Origin of the sequence: Magnetococcus marinus MC-1, assembly GCF_000014865.1 — a bacterium.
Classification (GTDB): Bacteria; Pseudomonadota; Magnetococcia; order Magnetococcales; family Magnetococcaceae; genus Magnetococcus; species Magnetococcus marinus.
This window is the reverse complement of sequence record NC_008576.1, coordinates 1112113-1137104: the sequence shown is the minus strand read 5'-3', so window position 1 is coordinate 1137104 and position 24992 is coordinate 1112113. Positions and strand designations below refer to the sequence as shown.

Here is a 24992-nt window from a genome sequence, read left to right as displayed (position 1 = left end):
CATTTTCTCATCAAGTACCTGCAAACTCCATGCAAACCACTCGACAAACTTGAAAGCCTGACACGATTACCGCACAATTACCCCATTATGGTCGATACCTTTTACCCATCATGCGGTTTTACCCAAGGATATTAACCGTGCTGCACCGAATCTACACCCTGTTGCTTATACTCGCGGGGGTCATACTTGCCCCACTTTTGTTCTACCGCTATGTCACCACCCCCAAATATCGTGGCACGCTCGCCCAGCGCCTTGGTCAATTGCATCCGCAACTGCTGGCCGATGCCCAACAACGCCCGTTGATCTGGCTGCATGCGGTCTCCGTCGGTGAGGCCATGGCGGCCCGCGATCTCACCCAACACATGGCGCAATGCTATCCAGATCATCTGCTGGTTGTCTCCACCGTCACCAAGACCGGCCAGCAGGTTGTGCAAGAAAAAATGCCCTGGGTTGCTCACCATCTGTTCCTGCCCCTGGATCTACCCCTCTGCATCAATGGGGTGATAAGGGCGCTTAAACCCAAGCTTTGCGTGGTTATGGAAACCGAGTTATGGCCTAATTTTTTCAAGGCTTTGCAACAAATTAACTGCCCCATTGTGGTGATCAATGGACGGCTCTCCCCAGGCTCCTACCGCAACTATCGTCGGGTTCGCTGGGCCATGACGGCCTTTCTTGCCCCCATCACCCACATGGCCATGCAGTCGAGCATGGATGCCCAACGTATGCGAGAGATTGGTGGAGATCCCAACCGCGTCAGCGCCCTAGGCAACTTAAAGTATGACCAAGCCCTCAAGCCACCCACCGCTCTGGAGCAGCAGCAGCTTGTGCAAAAGGTGGGAGCGTTGCCGCCCCGCCAATGGCTCTGGATGGCCGCCAGCACCCATCCGGGTGAAGAGCAGCTGGTTTTACAGGTTTTCACCAACCTACGCCAGCGTCATCCAGAGCTACGTCTTATCCTTGCTCCGCGCCACCCCGAGCGGGCCGAGCCAGTCGCCGCCCTTATCCGCGCCCAAGGGTTGAGCTTTACCCGCCTCAGCCAAGCCACGCCCCCCTGGCAGAGCGCCATTTTACTGGTCGATGGCATCGGTTGGCTCACCCGTCTCTATCCTCACTGCCACGGGGTTTTTATGGGGGGCAGCCTTATCCCTCGGGGTGGACAAAACATGCTGGAACCCTCGGCGTGTGGGGTACCTACCCTGTTTGGTCCCCACACCTTCAACTTTAAACATATTGCTCAGCAGTTGGAGGAGGCCCATGCCGCCCTACGGGTGGCCGATGCCCAGCGCTTAGAGCAACAGCTTGAGTGGCTCTTGCAGAATCCTCTGCATCGGGACCAAATGGGCCATGCCGCCCGCCAAGTGGTGGAGGCCAACACCGGGGCATTGGCACGCACCTTGACCTGCATTCAGGCCATCTACCCCCCCGCAGCCCGAGCCGTTCCATGACATTTTTGCAACGATTATTACCGCTTTTACACGGTGAGCAGGTACCATCGGGGGTCATACAGAAGGGGCTATTGCGGGTTTTAGGATCGCTGGGAGAGGGTTATGGCTACGCGATGCAGAGACGACGGCACCACTATATGCATGGCCATCGCTACCGTTACAGGCCCCCCTGCCCGGTTATCAGCGTGGGCAATCTCACCACCGGAGGCACGGGTAAAACCCCTTTGATACGCTGGCTGGCCCACCATCTTTTGGCGCAGGGACACCAACCGGCCATCATCAGCCGTGGTTATGGACAGCAGAGCCAACAGAGTGTCACCGCCGTCTCTGACCTTGAACAGCTACGCTGTCACCCCCCCATGGCGGCGGATGAAGCCTATCTGTTAGCCCGCGCTCTACCTGGGGTTGCCGTTTTAACCGGCGCTCAGCGCCAGACGGTGATTGAAGCGGCACTGCACAACGGCTGGTGCGACACCCTGTTGCTGGATGATGCCTTTCAGCACCTACGGGTGCAGCGGGACCTGGATCTGCTGCTACTGGATGCCCGCCACCCCTTGGGCAATGGGCGCATGCTGCCCGGCGGGGTGCTGCGGGAACACCCACGCACCTTGCAACATGCCGATCTTATTATTCTTACCCGCGCCGAAGATCCCCAACGCGCCCGACAGGCAGAACAGCTTATTGCCCCCTATCTCAAGGCGCAAACGCCCATTTTACGGGCCACCCATGCCCCAGCGGGTTGGCATCACCTAGACGGCTCAAGCTGCCCCATGCCCCATCAACCCGTGCTGGCCTTTACCGGCATTGGTCGCCCCGAAAGTTTTTGGCACACGCTCGCCACCCAAGGGGTGAGACCACTCGCCCACCGCGCCTTTGCCGACCACTACCCTTTTTCTGCGACAACCCTCTCAGAGCTGGCGCTCCAGGCTCAACAAGCAGGGGCAAGCGCCCTGGTTTGCACCGAAAAGGATGCCGTCAAACTGCAACCGCAATGGTCTCCCCTGCCCATTTACTGGCTGGGCGTCGAGTGGCACTTTATCACCGACCCAGCCCCTTTATTGCAAAGGATCAAAACCTTATTCTGGTAACAAAAACAGGGCATTGTTCGCACAAGGCCCTGTTTATTACCAAATCATTAACCCGGATATTTCATGAATCTCTACGCGATCATCCCAGGGATTCATGAAATATCCGGGTTAATGGTGTATCAGGCCACCACCTCGGGCACATGCTCTTTGCGCACACACTGGAACACCCAAGGATTATCTTCATGGTGCGTGACCTCAACCGCGTCGCAGCTAACCACACTCAGCGATGGATCACCCCCACTCAAACTGTCACGCATCCACTCGGCTACTTGAGCACAGTGGGTGTGGGCAGGCACCGCCAACGATGCCCCCGCCTTGCAGGCCATGGAGAGCAACAGGTTACGATCATAGCTGGTATCGGCCCCGACCAGGGCCACAATGGGCAACGCAATTCCCGCCGTACGCAGGTTGCGTAGCATGCTCCAACCCTTGGTGCCAGGCATACTGAGGTCCATCACCACCCCACGCACCTCGGTATTTTGCAGGATATCGAGCACGTCCAAAACATGCTCCGCAGAGATCGCTTCACACCCAACCTTGTGTAAAGAGAGCTGTAAACGTTCCATTCTTTCTGGGCTTCCATTGACAACGATGATTTTATCCATGGCTCACATCCCGTCCACCAAAAGCGTTACAAGCGCCCCCCTGTTTCGTATTGAGGGCAAGCATAGCGACTTGAAAAGTGCTCTGGGTGGCGGCTGTGTGAAGGATAAACGACAAACGCCATTTTACCCCCGTTTTCTCCCATGAGGGGGGTAAAATGGCGCTCGTGTAAAGGGGTTGCTTAGCGGCTGCGGCCTGGGCCACACCCTTGACCATCTCGACCGGAGAAGGTGGCATCACGAATAATGGGGCGCTGCAAACCAATCTGTTTTTTCAACCGCTCCACCACCGCCTCGGCTTGACCACGGGTCGCAAACGGACCGGCACAAACGCTGTTCATAACCCCGTTATTAACCTCCACTTGGCGCTGAAAAGCGGGCAGTTGCAGCGCCTCGATACGCTGGCGCAGTCGGGTGGCATTCTCCGCATTGCTAAAAAAGCCCGCATAAACGGTATAGTCCTGGCGCCCCGTATCACTAAAGAGCGGCGTTGCAACCACTGCCGCCTTAGGCTCTGGCGCGCTGTTGGGCTTAGGGGCCACAATGGCGCGCTGCCATGTTCCACCTACAGGGGCCACCGCCGCTGGCGCAGCTGCTGCCGTTGAAGAGAGCGTTGCAGCGGCATCGTCCCCCTGCTGAAAGGGAATCACACTGCCTTGCAGACCCAGCTCATCTTTAACAACCCCTTGCACACCCTCGGCTTGAGCGCGGTTTTGATAAGGGCCAACCAACACCCGATAGAGCTGCCGACCACGAGCTTGCAGACGGTTTTGATAGACCGGCAGGCCCAATTCCACCAACCGTTTTTCCATAAGATCCGCCGCCGCTGGCTCCAGATAAGAGACCACTTGTATGGCGTAACGCGCCACCTTAGCCGGTTCCATCGGTGTCTGGGGGGCCTCGCTACGCACGGTTACGGGCAGCACCGCTTGGGGGACAGGCTCAGGCAGCACCGCTTGGGGGACAGGCTCAGGCAGAGCCGAGCTTGGCTGCAAACGGGCCAATCGCTCTGGGTTCCACCGCTGAATGACCCCCGAAATTTTAAAGTGCGCCAAGATGGAGCGCATGGCCACCTCCGCCTCTCGGCGGCTGCTATAAGGCCCTACAAACACACGGGTAAATTGCCCATTTTTGCCCTGCACCTGTTCGGTCGAAACCGGCAATTGACGCTTATGTAGATTGTGTTGCAAACGCTGCGCATTATCCACATTGCCAAAGGAGCCCAACGCCACCACATAGCGGGGCATTGCCGCTGCTACCGCAACTTTAGGCGCAAACAGCCCCAAGGTAGTATCCGCTGCTGGCTGCGGTGTGTTGGCCGTCGGCGTCGTCACCGCCGCAGCTTGAGCCCCCACAGAAGGATTGCCATCTGTACGAATGCGACTCTCTAAACCGGTCTGTTCCACAATAAAACGGCGGGCAAATTCAGCCGCTTCAATACGACTATAGGGACCTGAGAGCACCTGTTGACCACGAGCAGAGGTTTCTATTTGCACGGGCAGCCCCAGATCAGAGATCTGTTGCAGCACCGCCTTAGCCTTCTCCGGGCCAAAATCTCCCCCACCGATTAGCACATAACGGCCATCGCTGGCGGGCTCTGCCATGGTACTCTCCACGGCAGCCGTCGGCTCGGTCACCGGGGCCGCTGGAGGGGCTAATCCAGGTTGGGGTACAGCGACCGGCAGCGGGGTTGGCTTAATTTCGGCCTTCACCACGGGGGATGGCGCCGTATGGGCGGGCATGGGCGGTTGGCTTGCCAACGGCTTAGTGGGTTTTAACGGGGCCGACGGAACCGCAGCATTGGCCATTGCGGTATCCGCATCCGCCGTGTTCAAACGTGCCATGATCGAAAAAGTACTGATATGAATACGTGGACCACCATTAAAGCGGTCATAAACTTTAAAATAGAGCCAACCCGGCGGAAAAGCCCCAGCGACAGAACCCACCACCGTGTAGATATGTTCGGTATCTTCAGCCAGCACGGCATCATAGGCCATATCGGCCACCTTCCGCCGCTGCTCATCAATAATATCGATTTCAAAGAGATGCTTGCCCTTGCTGGCCAGCAGCACATCCATCACAAAATAGCCCACCATGCTGGGATTGCTGGCAGGCAGTACACTGACCAGGGCATTGGGCTTAACCTGGTTCTCTTGCACATCCAGCTTATCGGCAAAATAGGCATTGGTAATAAAAGCAGGCTGCTCCTGGGCGATGCTGCGCATGGGGACCAACAGCATACCCAAAGCCAACACAAGGTAGCTCAGTTGACGAATAGCCATGTATCCCAGAGCGTGTCGATAGGCGCTCATGTTTACTCCCCTGTTGATCCAGCCCCCCGTCGTACTCCTGTCAACCAGAGCTTGGACAGAGAGCTGGCGCGATCCTTTTGTAGCTCTGCGACGTTACTTAACCGCCAGATTGCTGAGCAACCACCAACTCTTCCAACTCTGCGGCATCTTGCGCCACTTGCTCAACACGCCCTTTAGAAACCCCCTCAAGGCGCTTCCACTGGGTCACTTCGCCCCCCTCTAACCCCATCCGGTAGCGCGCCTGACGCAACCCCATACGGGCATCCAACCAGCTTGCATAGGGACCGGTATAGACTTGATAGAGTGGGCCATCCACCTGCGCATCATGCCGGAGGCGAGCCGGAATACCGCGACCGCGCAGATCTGCCACCAAACGCTTAGCGGTTTCAACATCACGATAATGGCCCAGCAGCGCCATAAATTTGGCCATGGGATCCCCCGTAGCCAGAGATTTAGGCTGCACCGGCTGACGCTTATCCTCTGTAACGGCGGGGCTCGCTGCGTCTGGGGGCAGGCTCTGTTTTGCCATGGCCGCCGGTGCTGCGGCACCATGCAACCAAATGCCGGTTGAACCCAGATGTTCACGGGCCACCTGCACCTGCTCACGGGCCTGCTGCTGCGCCCCAAAGGGACCCATCAGCACAAAGGCCGCGCGTTTGTCACTAACCGGTACTTCATAGACTTTAAAGGGGGTACCAATGGTATCCAGCACGCCCTGAATGCGCGAAAGCTGACGGGCTGAGGCGGTGGCCGCAATAAGGTACCAGTAAGAGCCTTGACCATCACGCACCATAGAGGCCCCGGTGGCACCACGCTGGGGGATCTCAAACTGGCCATCCCCATGGATGCACAGCACCTGGCTCTGCCCACCCGGGGTCAACTGGCGGGCAGCCATGCGGGCTTGCAACCAGCTGGTATAAGGGCCTACCCCATCCAAGCGGAAGGTCCGGTCGTCCAGTTTAAGCGGAATATTAAAGTGGGGAAAGCGCATCTTAACATTATCGCTGTTGGCCAGCGCTGGTGAGACCGGCAACCAACAGAGGGTGTCTTCGCCCTCATAAGCCCCGGCGATGGCATTATCCAACCCGGTAATCTGCTCGACCAAACGCAGGGCACTGTGCAACATGGCCGAGGCGAAATGGGTCTCATCCTTACCATTGGCCTTTTGTTCAGCGCGCAGTTGGGCGGCATCAATGGAACGCAATACTGCGGCGGCCTCCTGTAGGGCATCGGGGGAGAGCCGTTTAACACTCAAGGCTGGCTGGGCTTCGCCATTGGCCCCTTTGGGTGTCAAAATATTAAACACCCCAATGGGGGTACGCTCACCACCCACCAGACGGTCATACAGATGCACCGTGCGGGCACCCTCTTTTTGGCCAATTTTACCGACGATGGTATGGATAAAGCCATCTTGTACCGAGGGCACGGCTTCATAGGCTAAGGTATTGAGCTTTTCACCGCGCTGATTACGCACCTCAACATCCAGATTGTGCAATCCCTGCACGTTCATAGCCACATCCATAACAAAGTAGCCCTCACCTTGGGGGGTTACTTCATACAGATTGGATTGATTGGTGGGAAACAGCAAGGTTTTGGCGCTACTCAAATTTTCGGTAAAATAGGCATTGGCAATCTGCGCGGGGGCCTCAGGCTTGTCCCACAGACCAGGGCGCAGCAGCAGCGCCCCCATCAAACCCACAAAGGAGACAACCAGCAGCAGGGAACGCCGAATCCCGTAGCCAGAGAACAGTGAGGTGGTCCCCATGATGCCAATCCTTCCTTGGAAAGTCCGCTTACCTTCTTTGATGACGTCACACTTTTGGGTCAGCTTCCCTGCCGAACACGCAAAACGTCACTTGCAGCGCTTTCTTCGCAAAGATCATGCCTCACATTTTTTTATTACGCTGGTCACGCCAATAGTGGCGGATGAATTTTAAATAAATCAAGAACAAGGCAACCACCAAAAAAAAGGGCGCTGGCCCCTTTACCTGCAACCAAGCACAGAGGAGCGGCACCCCACCCGCCAAAATTCCCACACCCGCCAACAAAGGCGCCACACCCCCCACAGGCACCCCCAAATGCCCCAACAGGTGGTGCAGATGACGCCGGTCCCCCTGCAACGCGCCCTCACCGGCCAACAGCCGCCGAAACACCGACCCAAACAGATCAAACAGTGGCACCAGCACCACCCACAATACCGTTCCTGGTGTGGTCACGGCGGGCTCTTGCTGGGTTAACATCATAGCAAACCAAGCCAAGGCATAACCCAGCACCATGCTACCGGCATCCCCCATAAAGAGCGCGGCCCTAGGCCGCCAAGGGGTGCGCATGTTGTAATAGAGAAAGGGCAACAGCGTCACCACAAACAGCCACGCCAACAGCATCAGTTGCTGCCGTCCGCCCATGGCACTGAGCAGCGCCATCACCACCATCGCCACCAGGGTCACGGCACCACACACCCCATCCACCCCATCTACCATATTGAGGGCATTAATCACCCCAACCACACAAATCACGGTAAACAGCGTACCCAAGGGTGCCAACTCAATGACGCCAAAGCCCAACAGATCACCAAAATGGTGCAGCCCCACCCCACCCCACAGATCCAACATTAAAGCCACCAACACCTGAGCCAACAGCCGAAACCGCACACTCAGGTTGTAGCGATCATCCATCACCCCCATCAACGCCAAAGCACCCATGCCGATAAACAGAGCCGCCTCCCCTCGGACAATGGGACCATCCACCAACAGCCACCAACCACACCCCCAACCCAAAAAAATCGCCAAACCACCCACCACCGGGGTGGGCGTATCGTGCAATTTACGCTCTTGATCGGGATGGTCCAGCAACCCCAAGGGATAGGCCACCCGGCGCAGCAAAGCCAGCAATAGCCATGTGAGGGTAAAGGCGCTTAAAAGTGCTGTCACAAGGGAACATCCTCACGGGTAATCACCCAGTTTCCCATAATCAGGCAATCCATTTTGGTGCGCAAATAACAGTTAAGCGCCTCTTCAGGACGGCACACCACCGGTTCATTTTCATTGAAGGAGGTATTGAGCAAAATGGGTACCCCTGTTATCTCCCCAAATCGGCGGATCAACTGGTAGTAGAGCGGATTGGACGATGCCTCCACCGTTTGCAAACGTCCAGAACCATCCACATGGGTCACAGCGGGGATCAATGCCCGTTTATCGGTTCGGATGGGAAACACCTTCATCATAAAAGGAACCTCATCTTCCCGCTCAAACCAATCGGCCACCGCCTCACGCAAAATGGCCGGGGCAAAAGGCCGAAACGACTCTCGCCGTTTAATTTTAACATTCAAAATCTCTTTCATATCGCCCCGGCGTGGATCACAGAGGATGGAGCGATTGCCCAAGGCACGCGGCCCCCACTCCATACGCCCCTGAAACCAGCCGATCACCTCGCCTGCGGCAATACGCTGGGCGGTAAAGTTCAGCAGTTGCTGCTCATCTTGCATCTGCTGCACCTGACACCCCTGATCGGCAATTTCCACCTGACGGCTTGCCAGCAGCGTGGCAATATCATGCTCCCGGTAGGCGGGTCCCCAGTAGGCGTGGGACATAACCATGGAGCGCCCCTGCTGCGGATTATGCGTCGCCCAATGCTGCACAGCCGCCCCCACCGCCCCACCGGCATCCCCCGCCGCAGACTGCACATAAAGCTGCTTAAAGGGGGTGTTACTGGTGATTTTGCCATTGGCCACCGAGTTCATGGCGCAACCACCGGCCAGGGTCAAGGCGTCGACCCGATAGCGACCATGCAGATGGTTGAGTATATGAAACAGGGCCTGCTCATAGACCACCTGTATGGAACGAGCCAGATCTTTATGAAAGGCTGTAAGGGGTTGATCTTGACCCCGAGGTGGCCCCAACAAAGGTTCGAGTGCGGTGCGGTTATAGAGGGTCGCCACGCGGGGCGCCCCCCCCTCCCAAGCGAACACCGAGGGGATTTTATGGTGTTTAAAATAGCGCATCTCCAGGGCAAACCGCCCGGCGGGCCGCAGCCGCACGATCTTGTTTAATTGATCCACGTAGCGGGGCTCACCATAGGGGGCCAAGCCCATCACCTTATACTCATCCCCATAGTTGGGAAAGCCCAGATATTGGGTGAGCGCTTGATAAAAAATGCCTAAAGAGTGGGGAAAATGGATCGCCCCATCCATGGAAAAATCGCTGCCCTGCCCTAACCCCCAAACGGTGGAGCTAAAATCGCCAAAACCATCCACCGACAACACCACCGCCTTGTCATAGGGCGAGACTAAAAAAGCCGAGGCCATATGGGCCCGGTGGTGCTCCACCGCCACCACTTGTCCTTGAAAGGGGGTGCCAGGGAACAAGCGTTCCAGCTCTTGCGCCACCCCACCCCGTTTGCCTGCGCTGCGCACCCGATCCAGCAGCAGCGCCGGGCTGGGCCAGCGCAGCAGGGTAAAGGCCAGCTTACGGCCAAGGTTGGCTTTGGGGTCTGTATTGACCGCCACCACATCCACATCCGACAATGCCACGCCCGCCGCTTGCAGACAGTAGCGCAAGGCGAGCTCTGGAAAGCCCGCCCAATGTTTGATCCGTCGAAAGCGCTCTTCTTCCGCCGCTGCGATTAACCGACCATCCACCACAATGCACGCCGAAGCATCCGCGTGGTAGGCGTTGATCCCAACAATCACCTGCATGGTCTACCCTTTCAAGCTCCACCCATTGGGCGGTTTTGACGGTATGAACGCCTAAAACGACGCCTTTTGCCATCCCTCATTTTGGAAAAACCTTAAACAGGATACACGAACTGGGCCAATCCCACGAAGCATTCCCTTTTCAACACCGCACCGTAGCAGGCCCCCAATTTGCATCCCTATGCAAACAACCTTCCCCATAGCCCAAGCGTTTGCCGCCAAGAGCACCCGCCAGCGTTGCAAAGGAGTTTCCATGAGCAGCTATCTCAATGCCCTGATACTGCTGGCCGAAGGGGGCGATCCCGAAGCCCAGCACCGCATTGGCGTCTACTGCCTGCAAGGGGATGAGGTACAGCAGGATTTAGAGGGCGCACGACTCTGGTTTGCAGCCTCGGCTCAGCAGGGCTACGCCCCCGCCGCTTATGATCTGGCCCTGCTCTATCTGCAAGGCATCGGTGGAGAGCGAGATGCAACCACCGGATTGAGGTGGCTTCGCCAAGCGGCTATGGCAGGGGATGCCAAAGCACAAAACAATCTTGCCATTCACTTACTTAGCGGTGATGGCCAAGAGCCCGACCCCTTACAAGCGCTGATTTGGTTTGAACTGGCCGCCCGCCATGATTTGGCCGAGGCGCAAGAGAATCTAGCGGCCCTACGCCAGGCAACCACGGCAGAACTACAGTTCAAAGCACAGCTCGGCGTGGAGGCCATTTTGGCACAAATGGGCCAATAAACCGGAATCAAGCCCGCCTATACAGAAAAAGCCCTGGCACCATACGGCACCAGGGCTTTTTTATCCGCACAAAACAGCGACAGCTTAGAACTCGTAGCTGTAATTCAAGCTCCAGCTCAGTTGGCTGTGCTCTACCGTAATGTCATCGTTTGCACTGGTCGAGTTCAGCGAGATGGCCTTGCTGTTGGGCACATAGACCACCGAAGCGTTCACTTTGCTCCCTTTGCCAAAGTCATAGCCAAAACCGCCGGAGATATGGCTCTTAACCGTTGCTGGGAAGAGCATGTTCAAATAGGTGTTGGGGATAGGATTATCCGCCAAGTTCAAACCGGCGCGGAGTGCCAGTTTTTCTGTGGCCTTATACTCCGTACCCAGCGAGAGCACAAACTGGTCATCCCACTTCTGGTAGAGGAAGGCATCCATGGTCATGTTGGCAAAGCCGGCCGCGTTTGCATCCGCCTGGGTGGCGTCGGATTGAAACGACATGGAGAACTTTTTCATGGTGCTGGACCAGTCCGTCCAGGAGATATCCCCGACGAACATCCATTTATCGCTGTACTCGTAAGCGGCACCGAAGGCTGCCTTTTGGGGCCACTCAAAATCCTTGACGGTGATCTTACCGGTCACAGGGATGGAGGTATCGCCACCACCCATATCGACGTTAAACCACACTTTCGCGTTTTTGGAGGTTAGATCCTGCATCGCGGTCTGGGAGTGGTAGGTACCACCAAGGGTCAATTTAGGATTGACTTTATAGGTAAAACCAACCTTAAACGCGGCACCAATGCCATCGGCTTCGCCGAACATATCGCTGCCGTTGGTCCAATCGAAACGCGCCCAGTTCATGTCGACGATGGGGGCACCCAACATACCGGCCATGGTGGTCACCATGGAGCCGCTAAATTGGCCATTGGCATAGAGCTGTTGGAATTGGTTACCGTCGATATCCATCTGTAGGTCCAGGCCCATCCAGACCATATCCACACTACCGCCCACATTCAACTTTTCGTTGACTTGGTAGGAGAAAGGCAGCATAAAACGCCCCACCCCAAGCTCAGAGCGCTGCTCTTTGCCACTCAGGGTACCGTTGGCATCTGCACCACCCAAACCAGACATGTCATCCCACAAATTGGTATCCGAGAAGAGCGATGTCCCCTCTTTAAAACTCGGTACCCATGCCACCTTGTGCCAAGACGGCCAAGCCATAACGCCACTTACCTGAACGACGAACATAGGAGAGCGAGGGCATAAAATAGGCGTCACCATCGGATTGAGCCGAAGAGGTGTTGCTCTTCAGCTCCACATCGGGACCCAGCATGCGCAGACCCAGACCCAGACGACGATCGCCTTCCCACAAACCCAGGGTAGCCGGGTTGTTCATGGCGGCCGAGTTACCGGTGTCGTAGGCCATCGAGGCCCCACCCATGGCGTGGGAACGGGCACCATAGCCCTCCAAGTTCATACCATTGGTAGCGTGAGCTGTACCCACATTGGCGCCAACAGAGACCGCTCCAGCAGCAATCAATAGATATTTAATGTTCGATTTCATGATTCCCCGTCCATCCCTCAAACCAGCGTTTAACCCGACTGTCGGATCCGAAGCTCTGCGTAGCGTCAAGCCATTCTGTTCAGACACGCGACCCCTTAATCATAAATCCATTCATCGACGAATCCCCCGCAGGAGTTAAGCCAACTTTTCGCCAACTCCACACAACCCCATAATTTTGTAAGTTGAAAAAGTTCCCTAACCACTTATCCGCAACAGCGATTCGTGGATATGCCCCTCATTTACAAAAGTATATATTTTCGTGCACTGTTCACATAACCTCCATTTGCCTTTTTTTACCAGAAAAAAATCAGCCTATCGGGTAATCACCCTATACAAAAAATTTCATGCCATGATAAATATTTCTGCTCACAAATGATTACGCCCCCCCGCCACAACCCTTAAATTGACAAAAACAAAAATCGAAGTTGGCTTTTGATTTGCAACATGTGTAAGAATGACAGAAATGGATTTTTGGTTTGTTTCCGTCTGTTACCCTAATATCGCACCATGGGACAACTGACAAGCTGTCAGGAATAGGGGCGTTGGATGGTATCCAAATTGTCCGTGACCCTATCTATTACCCAGGGTCGCGCAAGGCTTGGCATGGGGTCATTAAAGATCGCGACAGCCATCCGCCATGGGTTTATGCCAAACATACTTAAAAAGTGAAGAGCCTCCATACCATAGAAAAGAGGACATAACCGTGAGTGGGCACTATAAACAGTTCAACCTTAAAAGCCGCTTTATCATTGGCTTTGTGGTTATGTCGGTGGTTGTGATTTTATTTGGAATTCTGCAACTCTCCATGACCCAAAATCAGGTAGAGCGCACCTACGACTTAAAGCGCTATGGCGAAAAAGCCACGCTGCTGCACAAAATGCTGCTCAACTTGGAGAGCACTCAGCACACGATTACCCGCACCCTAGCGGGTGAAGCGATTGCCCCTCTACAGCAAGAACTGGCCAGTCTGGCGCAAGGGGCAGCCGCTCAATTCAAAGCGTTTCAAAACACGCCCAATGTGGGCAAGCCCATTCGTTTAGCCAAAACGGTAGGGGAGCACTACCCCAACAGCTTCACCGCAGCCAATACGCTTATTGAGACCATTAAGATCGGCGATAAAGAGGCCATTGCCGCCCAAGCCAAGGTTTTTCATAACCTGACCGCAGCGGCCAGTTCATCTATCTACACCACGCTAACCTCAATTGAGGTTGCCCGCACCCAAGCCGGTGCCCTGGCTGCCAGTCGTGCGCGCACGGCCTTTTGGTTTACCATCGTCGGAATGGTGACAGCCATGCTGTTTGTCGGCACGCTCATCTTTCTCATCATGAACAACGTGCTCACACGGCTAGGGGGTGACCCTGAGGATTTGGCCAAACGGGCTTGGCAATTTTCCGAGGGGGATTTGACCATTTTTGGTAAGGATGGACGGCAATCCTCCGGCATCGACCAAGCGTTGAACAAGATGGCGGCCAATATTGGCCAAGTTTTAGGCCATGTTCGCGAAAGCGCCCGCGTACTGGGTGACGTAGCCCAGGAGTTAGCGGATACCGCAGGCCATATGCACGGACACGCCAGCAGCATGTCAAACAGTGCCAGCTCCACCTCGGAAGAGGCAGATAAAATGTCCGAAGAGATGGACAACATCGCCATGGCTTCGGAGCATGCCAGCCAAAAAATGGATACCATCGCCTCCTTTGCCCAAGATACCAGCGGCAATATGGAGAACATCTCCCAAGCCGCCGACGAAGCCAGCCACAACCTCTCCACCGTGGTGGATTCCTCCGATACCGCCAGCACCACCATGCAAGAGATTCAAGGAGCCGCCGATCGGTCCAGCGAAGATATTCGCAGGGTTAAATCCTCGGTTCAATCCATGAGCCTCTCCCTTGAAGAGATTCGTAAGCAGTGCGAAGCGGCTTCGCGCGAATCCAGCCAAGCCAGCAGCTACGCCAAAGAGAACAAGCAGGCCATGGATAACCTGACCACCTCGGCAAGAGAGATTGGCAAAGTGCTGGCCTTAATTAACGATATTGCCGAGCAAACCAACATGCTGGCCCTAAACGCCTCGATTGAAGCGGCCGGGGCTGGGGATGCAGGCAAGGGTTTTGCCGTGGTGGCCAACGAAGTCAAAGATCTGGCCGGCAAAACCACCGAAGCGACCCAGATGATTGCAGCCCAAATTGATGAAATTCAGGATAACACCGTCGCGGTGGAACGCATGATTAGCCGGGTAACCGAAGTGATCAGCAGCCTCGAAAAATCCAATGCTGGCATTAATCGCTCTGTGGATGAGCAGGGCTACACCCTGCAAGAGATCACCCATGCCATGGAAAAAGCCTCCTCCGAAACCGAAGCGGTCACCAGCCGCGTGTACAGCGCCTCAGAGGGTATGCAGGATGTCAGCCGCAACATTACCGACATCTCCCGTGGCATTAACCATGTGACCCATAATGTGGCGGAGGCTTCGGGGCATATGGCTGAAATGGCCAACAATGTGCGCCAAGCCTACGCCACCAATGCGGAGATTGCCAACCAACTTACCATGGCGGCCAACATCTCCCGCGCCATCAGCGGCACCATGCAGGAGGTCAAAAATTCCGCCGGTGAGGTCAACACCTTTAGTGAGCGCATTAATGCGCTCTCCGAGCAGGTCTATGCCACCACCGAAGAGCTGAACTACATCATTCAACTCTTCAAGATGCATGAGGATGCGTAGGCGACCCAAAAAACAGCCTTAAAACCACAAAGCCCGCTCTTCACCGAGCGGGCTTTGTGGTTTGGGTCGCATGGGCCAGCGGGTCAAGCCAACAGCGCTATCCTTCCAACCATTTTTGGCGTAACTGCGCAAGGCGGTTAAAGTTATCCAAAGAGAGCAAGTGCGCATGGATAAGCCGTAAATAGCCGTTTTTTAACCACTGTTGGGCCAGCTCTGGGGTAAGCGCATGGAAACGGTTTTCATCTACCCGGAACATATGCACATGGCTATGCGCCCCGCCCCCCACATGCATTTCGATGAGCAGTTGGTGCTCTTCCAATGCCTGGATAAAGCGCTCCCCTTTGGGTTTCATCTCCTCGGCTTCCATGAGCAGTTTATTGATATAAATCCAAGCCGGGGTATCTTTACCACGATAGTCGATAAAGGGGCGATCATTGGGTTCAAGCATCTCCTCATCCACACAGACAATGCGTTGCATGGAAGCTTGCCCCTGGGCGGTGGTACCCCGTTTGAGTTGCACCAAACAAAAGGGATGCCCACGCACAAAGGCTGGCACATAATAGGGCTTGCGCCAGTTACCTTTGCGGGAGATAAAGATATTTTCCTCTTGTCGGATACCCGTAATGATCATGGGGATGACCGGTAGACTAGGGGCTGTCCGGGCAAAGATGATGGGGTAGTCACGGCAGGCGGGGAAAAATTCGCTCAAGGCAATGCGGATCGCAGGATTTTTTAGCGCAAAGGCTTGGGAGCCTGCCTTTAGACCCAAACCACGATGGCGTACCCGGTCCAAGGGACGAACCGGCCCAAACCCCGGGGGTGAAGGCCACTGTGCGGTCATGAACGCTCTCCTTCCCTACTGCAAATCAATGAACCAGCTTGGGGGGAAACCCCACAATCAAGGGGTACCCCTATTTTTAACCAACTCCGCTGGGAATGGATACTCTTTTTGTCTGTTTGGCTGAGGCAACAAGCCCTCTTTTGCAAGGCGCTCTCACCTACTTAACGGCCAAATTTCATCAAACCTTTACCACCGTTTAAGCTTGAAATCGGTCAAAGTCGGTCTACTTGGCTTTGGGCGAGAGCACCACCCACTCGACCCCTTCAAATTGAAAGATCACCAACGTCCCCTGACTGAGCCAGTCCTGGGCCATGCGCGCCCAATCAATATACCGTACAAAGGGATCAGGAATGGCATCCAGATCACCGCGCATTTCGTGGATCTCCTCCAACACATCGGCGGCATCCCCGGCCAACAGCGGCAGATCCACCATCAACTCCAACGCCTCGGGCAGGCTATGGCTACGGTAGAGGCGCAAAAAATAGAGCGCTGCCCGCTGGGGCTGTTTAAGCTCACGCAGTTGTTGAAACCAGACCACCAAACCATCCAGATCCAGCTCCAGCATATTAAAAAAGGACTCATGGGGTCCTTCTAGGTAGCTGATCTCCACGGGCTCCATGGGGGTCGAGGCCATCTGCAACAGCTGTGGCAGCTCAGGCTCGGCCTCGCCACTGGCTTGGGCGGCCTCCCGCGCGATTTGGGCCAGACGTAGCTGCAAACTTTGCAGCTCTTGCAGAGAGCTCACGATCACCGGACCGTTAAGCCCCCCCCCTTTAATGACAATCTGTTCCCATTGATCCATGATTTCACCTTGTGGTTTATACGCTTTGACGGCCATTAAAGTACACTACACGCCAGAGCCGGGAGAGAAAAGGAGCAGTCGGGCATGGCTTTTGCTTTTTAACCTAGAGCGACCATTAGGTGTCTACCTGCTGACACCGACTATCCCTTGAAGGAGTGAACCACCATGACGGCAGCATTGACCGTAGACCCCACCACCGCCGATGCCCAAGGCGTTGCAGGTGAAATTTTAATCCAATATATTGAGCGCATTGAGCGTCTCGAAGAAGAAAAAGCCGGCATCGCCGAAGATATTCGCGATGTCTATGCCGAAGCCAAAGGCAATGGCTTTGATGTTAAGGTCATCCGTGAGTTGGTCAAAATCCGTAAAATGGAACAGCATGAGCTGGACGAAAAAGAGATGCTGCTGCACCTCTACCGTCAAGCCATCGGCATGGGCTGATTTTCAAGCCATGCAGGGCATAAAAAAGCCGTCGCCGGTTGAGCCTGCGACGGCTTTTTTAGCGCTCCCCGGCTAACTTAACCGTTGACCTTTTCACGCAAAGATTGACCCGCTTTAAAGCGAATGGTACGGCTGGCAGAGATATTGATCTTTTCACCCGTCTGGGGGTTACGCCCTTCACGGGCCGCGCGCTCACCCACCGAGAAGGTACCAAAGCCCAACAGACTAACCGTGGCACTCTGGCCCAGACTTTCGCTAATCGCTTCCAACGTTGCCGCAACGGCGCGACCGGCATCCGCTTGACTCATGCCTGTTTTATCTGCGACGATTTTTTTTAGTTCACCCAGATTCATTATTCACTTCCTCCTAAGAGGCCCAAAAGGCCGATGGGAACCCACAACCGGATCATCAATAACCCCCATGCTGAGAAACCAGAAAAAATCCAGCGCATTGAGGTATACAAGGGGAGCGGCGGTGCACTAAGCACCCCTATCACCCAAAAACATGTGAAGCATGTGCCATGTGGAGTGTTGCATCCACAGGTATAACAGCGCAATATGAAGATATTGAGGCTGTTTTTGCAAGGAATCTTTTGCTCTTACTCCGGTTTTTTCAGGGTTCAGGGGCATTTTTCACCCCTATGCACCCTGTTTGTCTCTAAAAAGCTTTAAAAGTAGATCATACACAGGAAGTTAACGATGTTAATACCCACAATTTTGGCAGGTGGTGGTGGAACCCGACTCTGGCCGCTTTCACGGGATCTCTACCCCAAACAGTTCCATAGTGGTTTGGGCGATGACCGCCCGCTCTTGTTGCAAACCGCCGCGCGGGTACAGGGGCTGCCCCATCTGAGCGATCCCGTAGTGATCTGCAACGAGCAGCACCGCTTTATGGTGGAGGAGATGTTGCGCGAAGAGGGCAACCCCTGCCAAGCCATCTTCCTGGAGCCAGTGGGTCGCAATACCGCACCTGCCGCAGCCATCGCCGCGCTCTATGCCCGCACCCAACAGGCCGATGCTTTGGTATTGTTAATGCCTTCGGACCACCATATTGTCGATTCTGCGGGGTTTCGTGCCTGCGTCGAACAGGGCATGCCCCACGCGGCCAACCGCAAGTTGGTTACTTTTGGCATTGTGCCACATAGCCCCAACACCGGTTATGGCTACATCCGTCGGGGCGAACCCCTGGCGGAGGGGGTTTTTCAAATCCTCAACTTTACCGAAAAACCCAACGCCTCCACCGCGCAGGCCTATCTTGAGCAAGGGGACTATAGCTGGAACAGCGGTATTTTTCTGTTTCATGCCGGATTTTTTTTAGAGACCCTCGCCCGCCTCGCCCCGGCCATGTATGACACCTGCCTAGCCGCCTTTGAAGCCGCCCAGCCCGACCACGCCTTTACCCGCCTAGGCAAAGCTTTTCTGGCGGTACCCGCCGACTCCATTGACTATGCGGTTATGGAAAAAAGTAACGATGGGGTGGTCATTCCCATGGGGGTCGGCTGGAACGACATGGGCGCCTGGGATGCCCTGTGGGAGGTTGGTAACAAAGATCCCCAGCATAATTTGTCCGTTGGCGACACCCTGTCGGTGGATACCCACAACAGCCTAATCTGGTCTTCTAGCCGCTTGGTGGCCACGGTGGGGGTGGAGAATCTGGCCATTGTAGAGACCGCCGATGCCATTTTGGTGGCGCGTAAGGACCGTGTGCAAGAGGTCAAAAAGATTGTTGACCAGCTCAAGCAGAGCAAACGCTGTGAATTTAGCCACCATAATATGGTCTACCGCCCTTGGGGGACGTTTACCCAGGTCGACGCAGGCCCCCGTTTTCAGGTTAAACGCATTATGGTTAAACCCGGGGCCAAGCTATCCTTACAGATGCATCACCACCGCTCGGAACACTGGGTGGTGGTCAAAGGCACGGCGCTGGTTACGCGGGGCGACACCGAGATCTTGCTCAAAGAAAATGAGTCCACCTACATCCCCTTAGGGGTCAAACATAGCCTTGCCAACCCGGGCAAGATCCCCCTGGAGATTATTGAGGTACAGAGCGGCCCCTACCTGGGGGAGGATGATATTATCCGCTTTGAGGATATCTATGCCCGCCTAGAAGATCACCCGCGTTAAAAGAAACGGGCCTGGGCAAACGCTTGCCCAGGCCCGCTACAAAGCCCTCCAACATCATCCCTTTAAAAGGTAATTTTTACCTCTTGGATCATCTTACGGGTGGCTTTTTCCACCGTAAAAGTCATTTTATGATAGTTTAGGGACTGCCCAACCTTGGGGATATCCTCCAGATGTTCCAGCATAAAACCGCCCAGGGTTTTATAGCTGCCTTCGGGCAACTCCACCCCGATACGCTCTTTTAAAGCCACCACATCCATACCCGCACTCACCACATAGGTGGTGGGGTTAATCTTTTGCACCCAGCGCGGCGACTGCTCCTTGGTATCATACTCATCCTCGATATCCCCGACCACGCGCTCTAGGATATCTTCCAGGGTCATAATCCCCTGTGAGCCGCCAAACTCCCCCACCACCACCGCCACATGCTCGCCACTTTTGCGAAACTCCACCAGCAGATCCTCCACCGGTTTGGACATGGGCACATAGGGCACCGGTTTAATAAAAGGGCTAATGGGGCTCTGCTTGGGTTGACCCAGCAGATCCAGCCCACTCACATGGCCCACCAGATTATCCACCCGCCCCGCATAGACCGGCAGCCGGGTGTGACCATGCTGGGCACACAATGCCAACGCCTCGCCACAGGTGGCGGTGCGGGTGGTGGAGACAACCTGGATCAAGGGCACCATAATATCCCTGGCCCGCAGTTCACTAAAGGTGAACATGCGGCGTATCATGGTGCGCTCCTCCTGCTGCACATCCCCATCCTCATGGTTGGGCATTTGCAACATGAGATCCAGCTCTTCCCGCAGGGTATAGGGGTTGCGTGCTTTGCCCCGGCCCACCACCAAGGTAATCAAACGGGTGAACAGGGTAAAAATCAACAAAACCGGATAGAAGAGCACCGATGCCCCTTTGAGCACAAAAATCACCCGGGGCGTGATGGTGTCAGCATGCTCTTGAAAGATGCTTTTGGGGACGATCTCCCCCACAATCCAGATCAGCGGGGCCACAAACAAAATCGCCACCCAGCCTTTGCCCTCCCCCAGCCACTGGGTCGCCAGCAGGGTCGCCAGGGTGGTATTGCTGACAATGGCAATATTGGTCCCTACCAACGTGGTCGCCAGCAGCCATTCCGGCTTTTCCAACATATCCAGAGCCAACCGGGAGCCCCGACAACCCTTGGCCGCTTGATGGCGTAACTTGAGCTTATCGGCATTGACCACCCCAATTTCAGACCCGGAAAAAAAGCCTTCCATCAGTAGAAACAGCGCCATGAGCAGAAGAATCAACCAACTCTCCATGCCTAAACTCCCTTATTCTCATGGGGTGAATCACTCAAATCGGCATCGGAACCGAGCCCTTGCACCGCCTCGTCCGCAGGTTCCGCTGGCACCATTTGCCCCTCTAACACGGTCAGAGCCTCTTCAGGCTCTTGCGCTGCCCCATCCGTCGCAGGCAAGGGTTCCACGCTGGCAGGCTGCTCAATGATGGCCGCTACACCCGCAACAGCCGCGCCCTGCGGAGGGGCCTCATCCAGCTTTTGTAGGGGCACGACTTTGACATCCAGTCCCTCTTCCAACAAGGCCGCACAGCCAACCCGCCCCATGACACGCCCGGCATGACAACCCATGGCCTCCATAATGCGGGTTCCCTCCATGCGGGTAATGCGAAAACACCACTCGCCCAAGGGGATAACCGAGCCCTCTTCCGGCAACTCCCCGTGGGCATGCATGAGCAGGCCCGCAATGGTATCGGAAATCTGGGTATCAAAATCGGCCTGCATCAGCAGGTTGGCCTGCTCCACGTCCAGATTGCCATCCAACCGGTAGCAACCATTTTCCAAACTCTCTACGGTGGCGTCATTATCGGGATCTTCGGGGTCATGAATATCCCCAAAAATCGACTCCAACAGATCCCCCATGGTCACCATGCCGATGGTGCCGCCATATTCGTCCAAAATCAGCGCCAGAGAACGCTTTTTCTCTCTAAAATTGTGCATCAGATCCAAAATAGGCTTGGTCTCTGGCACATAATAGGGGCGCCGCAGGATCGAGCGCAGCTCCTCCATATTTTTAAACTGATCCAGGTCATTAGAGAGCAGATCACGGTAGTAGAGCACCCCCACCACCTCTTCATTCTCTTCATCAAACACCGGCACCCGACTCACCCGTTCGGTGCGTAATACATTGAGCACCTCTTCCATGGTGTCATCCATATTGAGCGTCACCATGTTGGAGCGGGGCGTCATCACCTCTTCCACAGTCTGATTGCCAAACTCAATGATATTGTGGATATATTCGGCTTCTACCTCATCCAGATCCCCATCACCGGCGGCCTCGTCGGCCAGGGTACGCACCAGATCTTCGGTAACCAAATTGGCCACCGAGCGCTTGCGCCCCATAGTAATCAGATGGATCAACAGTTCCGAAATCATGCGCACCACACGCCGCAGCGGTGTCACCGATTTTGCAAACAGCGTAATGGGTCGTGCCACCCAGCCCGAGACCACATCATTGTTGCGCACCGCCAGCGTTTTGGGGGTGATTTCTCCAAACAGCAACAGGATGGGCAGCATGACAAAGATGTTCACCCACCAACTATCCGTGCTGCCCATATACTGCATAACCAGGGTCGCCGAGATGTTGGAGGCCGCCACATTAACCAGTTCATTGCCAATCAGAATGGTAACGATCAAACGCCGGGGTTCATTCAGAAGGGTCTGGATCAAGGCCAGTTTGGGATGGTGCTGCTGGCGCATACGCTCCAGCGTCAGTTTATCCAGCGAAAAGAGGGCGGTTTCCGAACTGGAAAAGAGCGCCGAAAAGAGCAGCAACACCACAAACAGCAGCAGCTGCAAAACGGTCAACAGCTCCATGGCAATCCCCCGTGAGCAATTGCGGCATGGGTGCGAACGGCAGCGGGCATTTGCGCCACGCCACCGCATGTACTAGGAGGTTGGTCAAGCATCATCCGCCTCTAATTTTCGAGCCTCTTCCATCAGCATAACCGGGATGTCGTCCCGCACAGGAAAGGCCAATTTATCCTTATCACACACCAGCTCGGTGTGCCCTTTATCCACACTTAATGTTCCTTTGCAGACCGGGCAGACCAGAATATCCAAAAGCTGCTTATCCAACATAGAACTTGCTCCTTTTACAACAATTCAAAGGCACCCAACGGTGCCCACCAACTCACCACAACGCTAGCCCCTTGCCCACTTGGGTGCCTATCCACTCAGCCACGCCCCCACTTAGAGGCCGAGCTAGGCAAGCCCCACAGCCCTAAAAAAGGGCTGCTGGGCATGCAATACCTTTTCACCATGCTGTGCCAGTAGGGCAGTGGTCAACATCACCAATTCGGCTTGGTCGGCCGCACCGCCGGGCTGCCCCCGCATCACAGCCAGCACCCCTTCAGGCAAGGGCAACAACCGGTGGCGATGGGGCGTACCGCAAGGGGCGCACACCGTCTGATTGCGCTTGGTGGAAAAAAAGCGTAAATCCGTTTCCCCACCACACCCGGCGCAATGCGCCACCTGCCAGCCAAAGCCCAAATTATGCAACAAAAAGCCCTGCCATAAACCCACCACCTCTAACGCCGCTTCACCCGCCTCCAACCGGTCCAACGCCTCTTGCAAGGCGCCAAACAGCTTGGGGTTGGCATCCTCCACCGGCAACAGGCGGTAGACCTGCTCCAACATCAACTGGGCGGCACTGCTGCCCACCCGTTGGTGTAATAAGCCGTGCCGGGGTTGCAGAATCTCCGCACTGCGCAAGGTCAGCATATTCTGCCCCTCACGCCCCCCCAATTGCACACCAAGGGTATGATAACCGGCCAGATCCCCCCGGGGCAGGGTTTTTGAACCTTTGCGCGCCCCCCGCGCCATCACCGCACGCACCCCGTGATCCTGGGTAAACAAGCTCACCACCAAGGAGCTGTCTCGAAAGGGAATCCGCCGCAGTATAATCGCCGGCTGCACACCCGTTTGCGCCATGGCTACACTACTCGCGCAGATCGTCGGGATAACCAAACTCCTGCAACAGTTGGCGGTTATCCATCCAATCTTTTTTTACCTTAACCCAGCACTTGAGGATCACCTTACAGCCCAACAGCCGTTCCAGCTCATAACGAGCCGCAGAACCGATTTTTTTCAACATCGCCCCCTGCTTGCCAATGACCATCGCCTTATGGCTATCCCGATGGACGATGATCAGGGCGTGAAACTCCAGCGCGCCACTCTCCCGCTCTTCATAGTGCTCCACCTGCACCGCCAGGGCGTAGGGTAGCTCTTGTTGCAGGTTTAAAAACAGCTTCTCCCGCACGATCTCCCCGGCAATAAAGCGCTCGGGCTGGTCCGTAACCATACCCTCTGGAAAATAGCGGGGACCCTCAACCATCTTGGCATCCAACAACCCCACCAAATAATCCACATTGCTGCCCTCTAGGGCAGAGATGGGAATAACCTCATCAAAGGGCAAGCCGCTCTCCCCTGCTTTGGCCAGCAGTGGTAGCAGACTCTCTTGAGGAATTTGATCAACCTTGTTGATAATCAAATAAATGGGCGCCTCTCCTCGGGGCAGACGCTGCACAATTTCCAAATCACCCTCTGTCACCCCGCGCTGGGCATCTACAAAGTAGAGTACCGCATCCACCTCCTGGCAGCTCTGCATGGCGGTCTGCACCATGGCGCGATTGAGCAGGTTTTTCCCCGCTTTATGAATGCCTGGGGTGTCTAAAAAGACGATTTGGCAGTTGTCCCGGTTAAGCGCCCCCAACACGCGGGTGCGGGTGGTCTGGGGCTTGGGGCTGACGATGGCAAGCTTCTGCCCCATCACCCGATTAAGAAAGGTGGATTTGCCCATATTGGGACGGCCAACAATGGCCACAAAACCGGAGCGGAAGGTATCAGTCATGGTGTTCGTTCTCACTCTCTATCAGCAGCTCAAGGGCCTGTTGGGCGGCGTGCTGCTCCGCCTCTCGTTTGGAACGCCCCTGCCCGTGACCGCACAGTTGCTCACGGGGATGGCAAGAGACCACAAACACCCGTTCGTGGGGTGGCCCCTCGGCACTGAGCACCGCATAGATCGGCAGCGCTTCACCACGGGCTTGTAGATACTCTTGCAGCAGGGTTTTATAATCCTTCCCCTGCTGTTCAGGCTCAATGCCGGCGACCTGATGGGCAAAGAGGCGGTCCACCACCCTCTCCGCCGCCTCAAATCCCCCATCCAGATAGATCGCCCCCAACAGCGCCTCAAGGGCGTTACCCAGGATAGAATATTTCTCACGCCCGCCGCTTTTGGCCTCACCCCGCCCCATACGCAGATAGCGGCCCAGCTCCAGATCTTTAGCCACCTCACTCAGGGAACGGGTATTAACCAGCATGGCGCGCCATTGGGAAAGCTGCCCTTCGGGAACCTCACCAAAGCGTTTATAGAGCCGATGGGAAACAATCAGGTTCAATACCGAATCGCCGAGGAACTCCAGACGTTCGTTGTGGGTCGTGGCCACCACCTCGCCCGCTTTGGAACCATCCAGCGGAGCGGAGCGGTGCGTAAGCGCCAGTTGCAGCAAGTCAGACTGAGTAAAGCGGTAGTCGAGCGCCTGCTCCAATCTCTCCAGGCCGGATGGCTCGCGCTGGGCATTCATGAGGACA

22 protein-coding genes are annotated in these 24992 nt (G+C 55.6%); 6 read left to right on the top strand and 16 right to left on the bottom strand.

Annotation, left to right across the window (positions count from 1 at the left end):
- The first annotated feature begins 137 nt into the window (after window positions 1-137).
- Together MMC1_RS04750 and lpxK are read left to right on the top strand one after the other, a co-directional pair.
- Window positions 138-1445, top strand: a complete 1308-nt coding sequence (locus MMC1_RS04750; protein ID WP_011712602.1) for a 3-deoxy-D-manno-octulosonic acid transferase — start codon at window positions 138-140, stop codon at window positions 1443-1445.
- A complete protein-coding gene (gene lpxK, locus MMC1_RS04745) occupies window positions 1442-2533 on the top strand; it encodes a tetraacyldisaccharide 4'-kinase (protein WP_081436199.1) in 1092 nt (363 codons plus the stop codon). The genes MMC1_RS04750 and lpxK overlap by 4 nt, the downstream gene beginning before the upstream one ends.
- A gap of 119 nt (window positions 2534-2652) precedes the next feature.
- Here the strand turns inward: lpxK and MMC1_RS04740 are convergent, their stop codons facing one another.
- The 5 genes from MMC1_RS04740 to MMC1_RS04720 all read right to left on the bottom strand — a co-directional run bounded on the left by MMC1_RS04740 (window position 2653) and on the right by MMC1_RS04720 (window position 10140).
- Window positions 2653-3138 carry a response regulator gene (locus MMC1_RS04740; protein ID WP_011712600.1) on the bottom strand — a complete coding sequence of 162 codons (486 nt, stop codon included), beginning with the start codon at window positions 3136-3138 and terminating at the stop codon, window positions 2653-2655.
- A gap of 179 nt (window positions 3139-3317) precedes the next feature.
- Window positions 3318-5447 (bottom strand): SPOR domain-containing protein, encoded by a 2130-nt coding sequence (locus tag MMC1_RS04735; RefSeq protein ID WP_011712599.1) that lies wholly within the window; start codon window positions 5445-5447, stop codon window positions 3318-3320.
- Window positions 5448-5544: 97 nt separating this feature from the next.
- Window positions 5545-7212 (bottom strand): SPOR domain-containing protein, encoded by a 1668-nt coding sequence (locus MMC1_RS04730; RefSeq protein WP_011712598.1) that lies wholly within the window; start codon window positions 7210-7212, stop codon window positions 5545-5547.
- A 121-nt stretch (window positions 7213-7333) separates the two neighbouring features.
- Window positions 7334-8377: an MraY family glycosyltransferase gene (locus tag MMC1_RS04725; protein WP_011712597.1), complete on the bottom strand. Its 1044-nt coding sequence runs from the start codon at window positions 8375-8377 to the stop codon at window positions 7334-7336.
- Window positions 8374-10140: a carbamoyltransferase family protein gene (locus MMC1_RS04720; RefSeq protein WP_011712596.1), complete on the bottom strand. Its 1767-nt coding sequence runs from the start codon at window positions 10138-10140 to the stop codon at window positions 8374-8376. Before MMC1_RS04720 ends, MMC1_RS04725 begins: the two co-directional genes overlap by 4 nt.
- Window positions 10141-10390: 250 nt before the next feature.
- Between MMC1_RS04720 and MMC1_RS04710 the strand changes: the two genes are divergently transcribed.
- On the top strand, window positions 10391-10870 hold the full coding sequence (locus tag MMC1_RS04710; protein ID WP_011712595.1) for a tetratricopeptide repeat protein: 480 nt from the start codon (window positions 10391-10393) through the stop codon (window positions 10868-10870).
- 84 nt (window positions 10871-10954) lie between these two features.
- Here the strand turns inward: MMC1_RS04710 and MMC1_RS04705 are convergent, their stop codons facing one another.
- Entirely contained in the window at window positions 10955-12076 is a 1122-nt protein-coding gene (locus MMC1_RS04705) for an OmpP1/FadL family transporter (RefSeq protein WP_160162660.1), read from the bottom strand.
- Window positions 12030-12419, bottom strand: a complete 390-nt coding sequence (locus MMC1_RS19615; protein WP_049757613.1) for an outer membrane protein transport protein — start codon at window positions 12417-12419, stop codon at window positions 12030-12032. Before MMC1_RS19615 ends, MMC1_RS04705 begins: the two co-directional genes overlap by 47 nt.
- 703 nt (window positions 12420-13122) lie before the next feature.
- On the opposite strand from MMC1_RS19615, the gene MMC1_RS19610 reads away from it, so the two are divergent.
- Window positions 13123-15135 carry a methyl-accepting chemotaxis protein gene (locus MMC1_RS19610; protein WP_049757612.1) on the top strand — a complete coding sequence of 671 codons (2013 nt, stop codon included), beginning with the start codon at window positions 13123-13125 and terminating at the stop codon, window positions 15133-15135.
- Window positions 15136-15232: 97 nt separating this feature from the next.
- On the opposite strand, the gene MMC1_RS04695 is transcribed toward MMC1_RS19610, so the two are convergent.
- Both MMC1_RS04695 and MMC1_RS04690 read right to left on the bottom strand, forming a co-directional pair.
- Complete coding sequence (locus MMC1_RS04695; RefSeq protein WP_011712593.1) at window positions 15233-15976, bottom strand: SapC family protein; 744 nt, start codon at window positions 15974-15976, stop codon at window positions 15233-15235.
- A gap of 223 nt (window positions 15977-16199) precedes the next feature.
- Window positions 16200-16778: a hypothetical protein gene (locus MMC1_RS04690; RefSeq protein WP_011712592.1), complete on the bottom strand. Its 579-nt coding sequence runs from the start codon at window positions 16776-16778 to the stop codon at window positions 16200-16202.
- A gap of 165 nt (window positions 16779-16943) precedes the next feature.
- Here MMC1_RS04690 and MMC1_RS04685 point away from each other — a divergent pair, with 165 nt between their 5' ends.
- Window positions 16944-17219: a DUF2312 domain-containing protein gene (locus tag MMC1_RS04685; RefSeq protein WP_011712591.1), complete on the top strand. Its 276-nt coding sequence runs from the start codon at window positions 16944-16946 to the stop codon at window positions 17217-17219.
- Window positions 17220-17296: 77 nt separating this feature from the next.
- Here the strand turns inward: MMC1_RS04685 and MMC1_RS04680 are convergent, their stop codons facing one another.
- Window positions 17297-17572, bottom strand: coding sequence for an HU family DNA-binding protein (locus MMC1_RS04680; protein ID WP_011712590.1), 276 nt, complete (start codon window positions 17570-17572; stop codon window positions 17297-17299).
- Between the two features lie 345 nt (window positions 17573-17917).
- Between MMC1_RS04680 and MMC1_RS04675 the strand changes: the two genes are divergently transcribed.
- Entirely contained in the window at window positions 17918-19342 is a 1425-nt protein-coding gene (locus tag MMC1_RS04675; protein WP_011712589.1) for a mannose-1-phosphate guanylyltransferase/mannose-6-phosphate isomerase, read from the top strand.
- A gap of 62 nt (window positions 19343-19404) precedes the next feature.
- Here MMC1_RS04675 and MMC1_RS04670 read toward each other — a convergent pair whose 3' ends face one another.
- The 6 genes from MMC1_RS04670 to rnc all read right to left on the bottom strand — a co-directional run bounded on the left by MMC1_RS04670 (window position 19405) and on the right by rnc (window position 24985).
- The gene (locus MMC1_RS04670) at window positions 19405-20643 is read right to left on the bottom strand and encodes a hemolysin family protein (RefSeq protein ID WP_011712588.1); all 1239 of its coding nucleotides are present in this window, start codon (window positions 20641-20643) and stop codon (window positions 19405-19407) included.
- Window positions 20644-20645: 2 nt separating this feature from the next.
- Window positions 20646-22217, bottom strand: coding sequence for a hemolysin family protein (locus tag MMC1_RS04665; protein ID WP_011712587.1), 1572 nt, complete (start codon window positions 22215-22217; stop codon window positions 20646-20648).
- A gap of 84 nt (window positions 22218-22301) precedes the next feature.
- On the bottom strand, window positions 22302-22481 hold the full coding sequence (locus MMC1_RS04660; RefSeq protein ID WP_011712586.1) for a Trm112 family protein: 180 nt from the start codon (window positions 22479-22481) through the stop codon (window positions 22302-22304).
- Between the two features lie 123 nt (window positions 22482-22604).
- On the bottom strand, window positions 22605-23333 hold the full coding sequence (gene recO, locus MMC1_RS19605) for a DNA repair protein RecO (protein ID WP_011712585.1): 729 nt from the start codon (window positions 23331-23333) through the stop codon (window positions 22605-22607).
- 7 nt (window positions 23334-23340) lie between these two features.
- Complete coding sequence (gene era / locus MMC1_RS04645; RefSeq protein ID WP_011712584.1) at window positions 23341-24252, bottom strand: GTPase Era; 912 nt, start codon at window positions 24250-24252, stop codon at window positions 23341-23343.
- Window positions 24245-24985 (bottom strand): ribonuclease III, encoded by a 741-nt coding sequence (rnc, locus tag MMC1_RS04640; protein WP_011712583.1) that lies wholly within the window; start codon window positions 24983-24985, stop codon window positions 24245-24247. The genes era and rnc overlap by 8 nt, the downstream gene beginning before the upstream one ends.
- Between the last annotated feature and the right edge of the window lie 7 nt (window positions 24986-24992).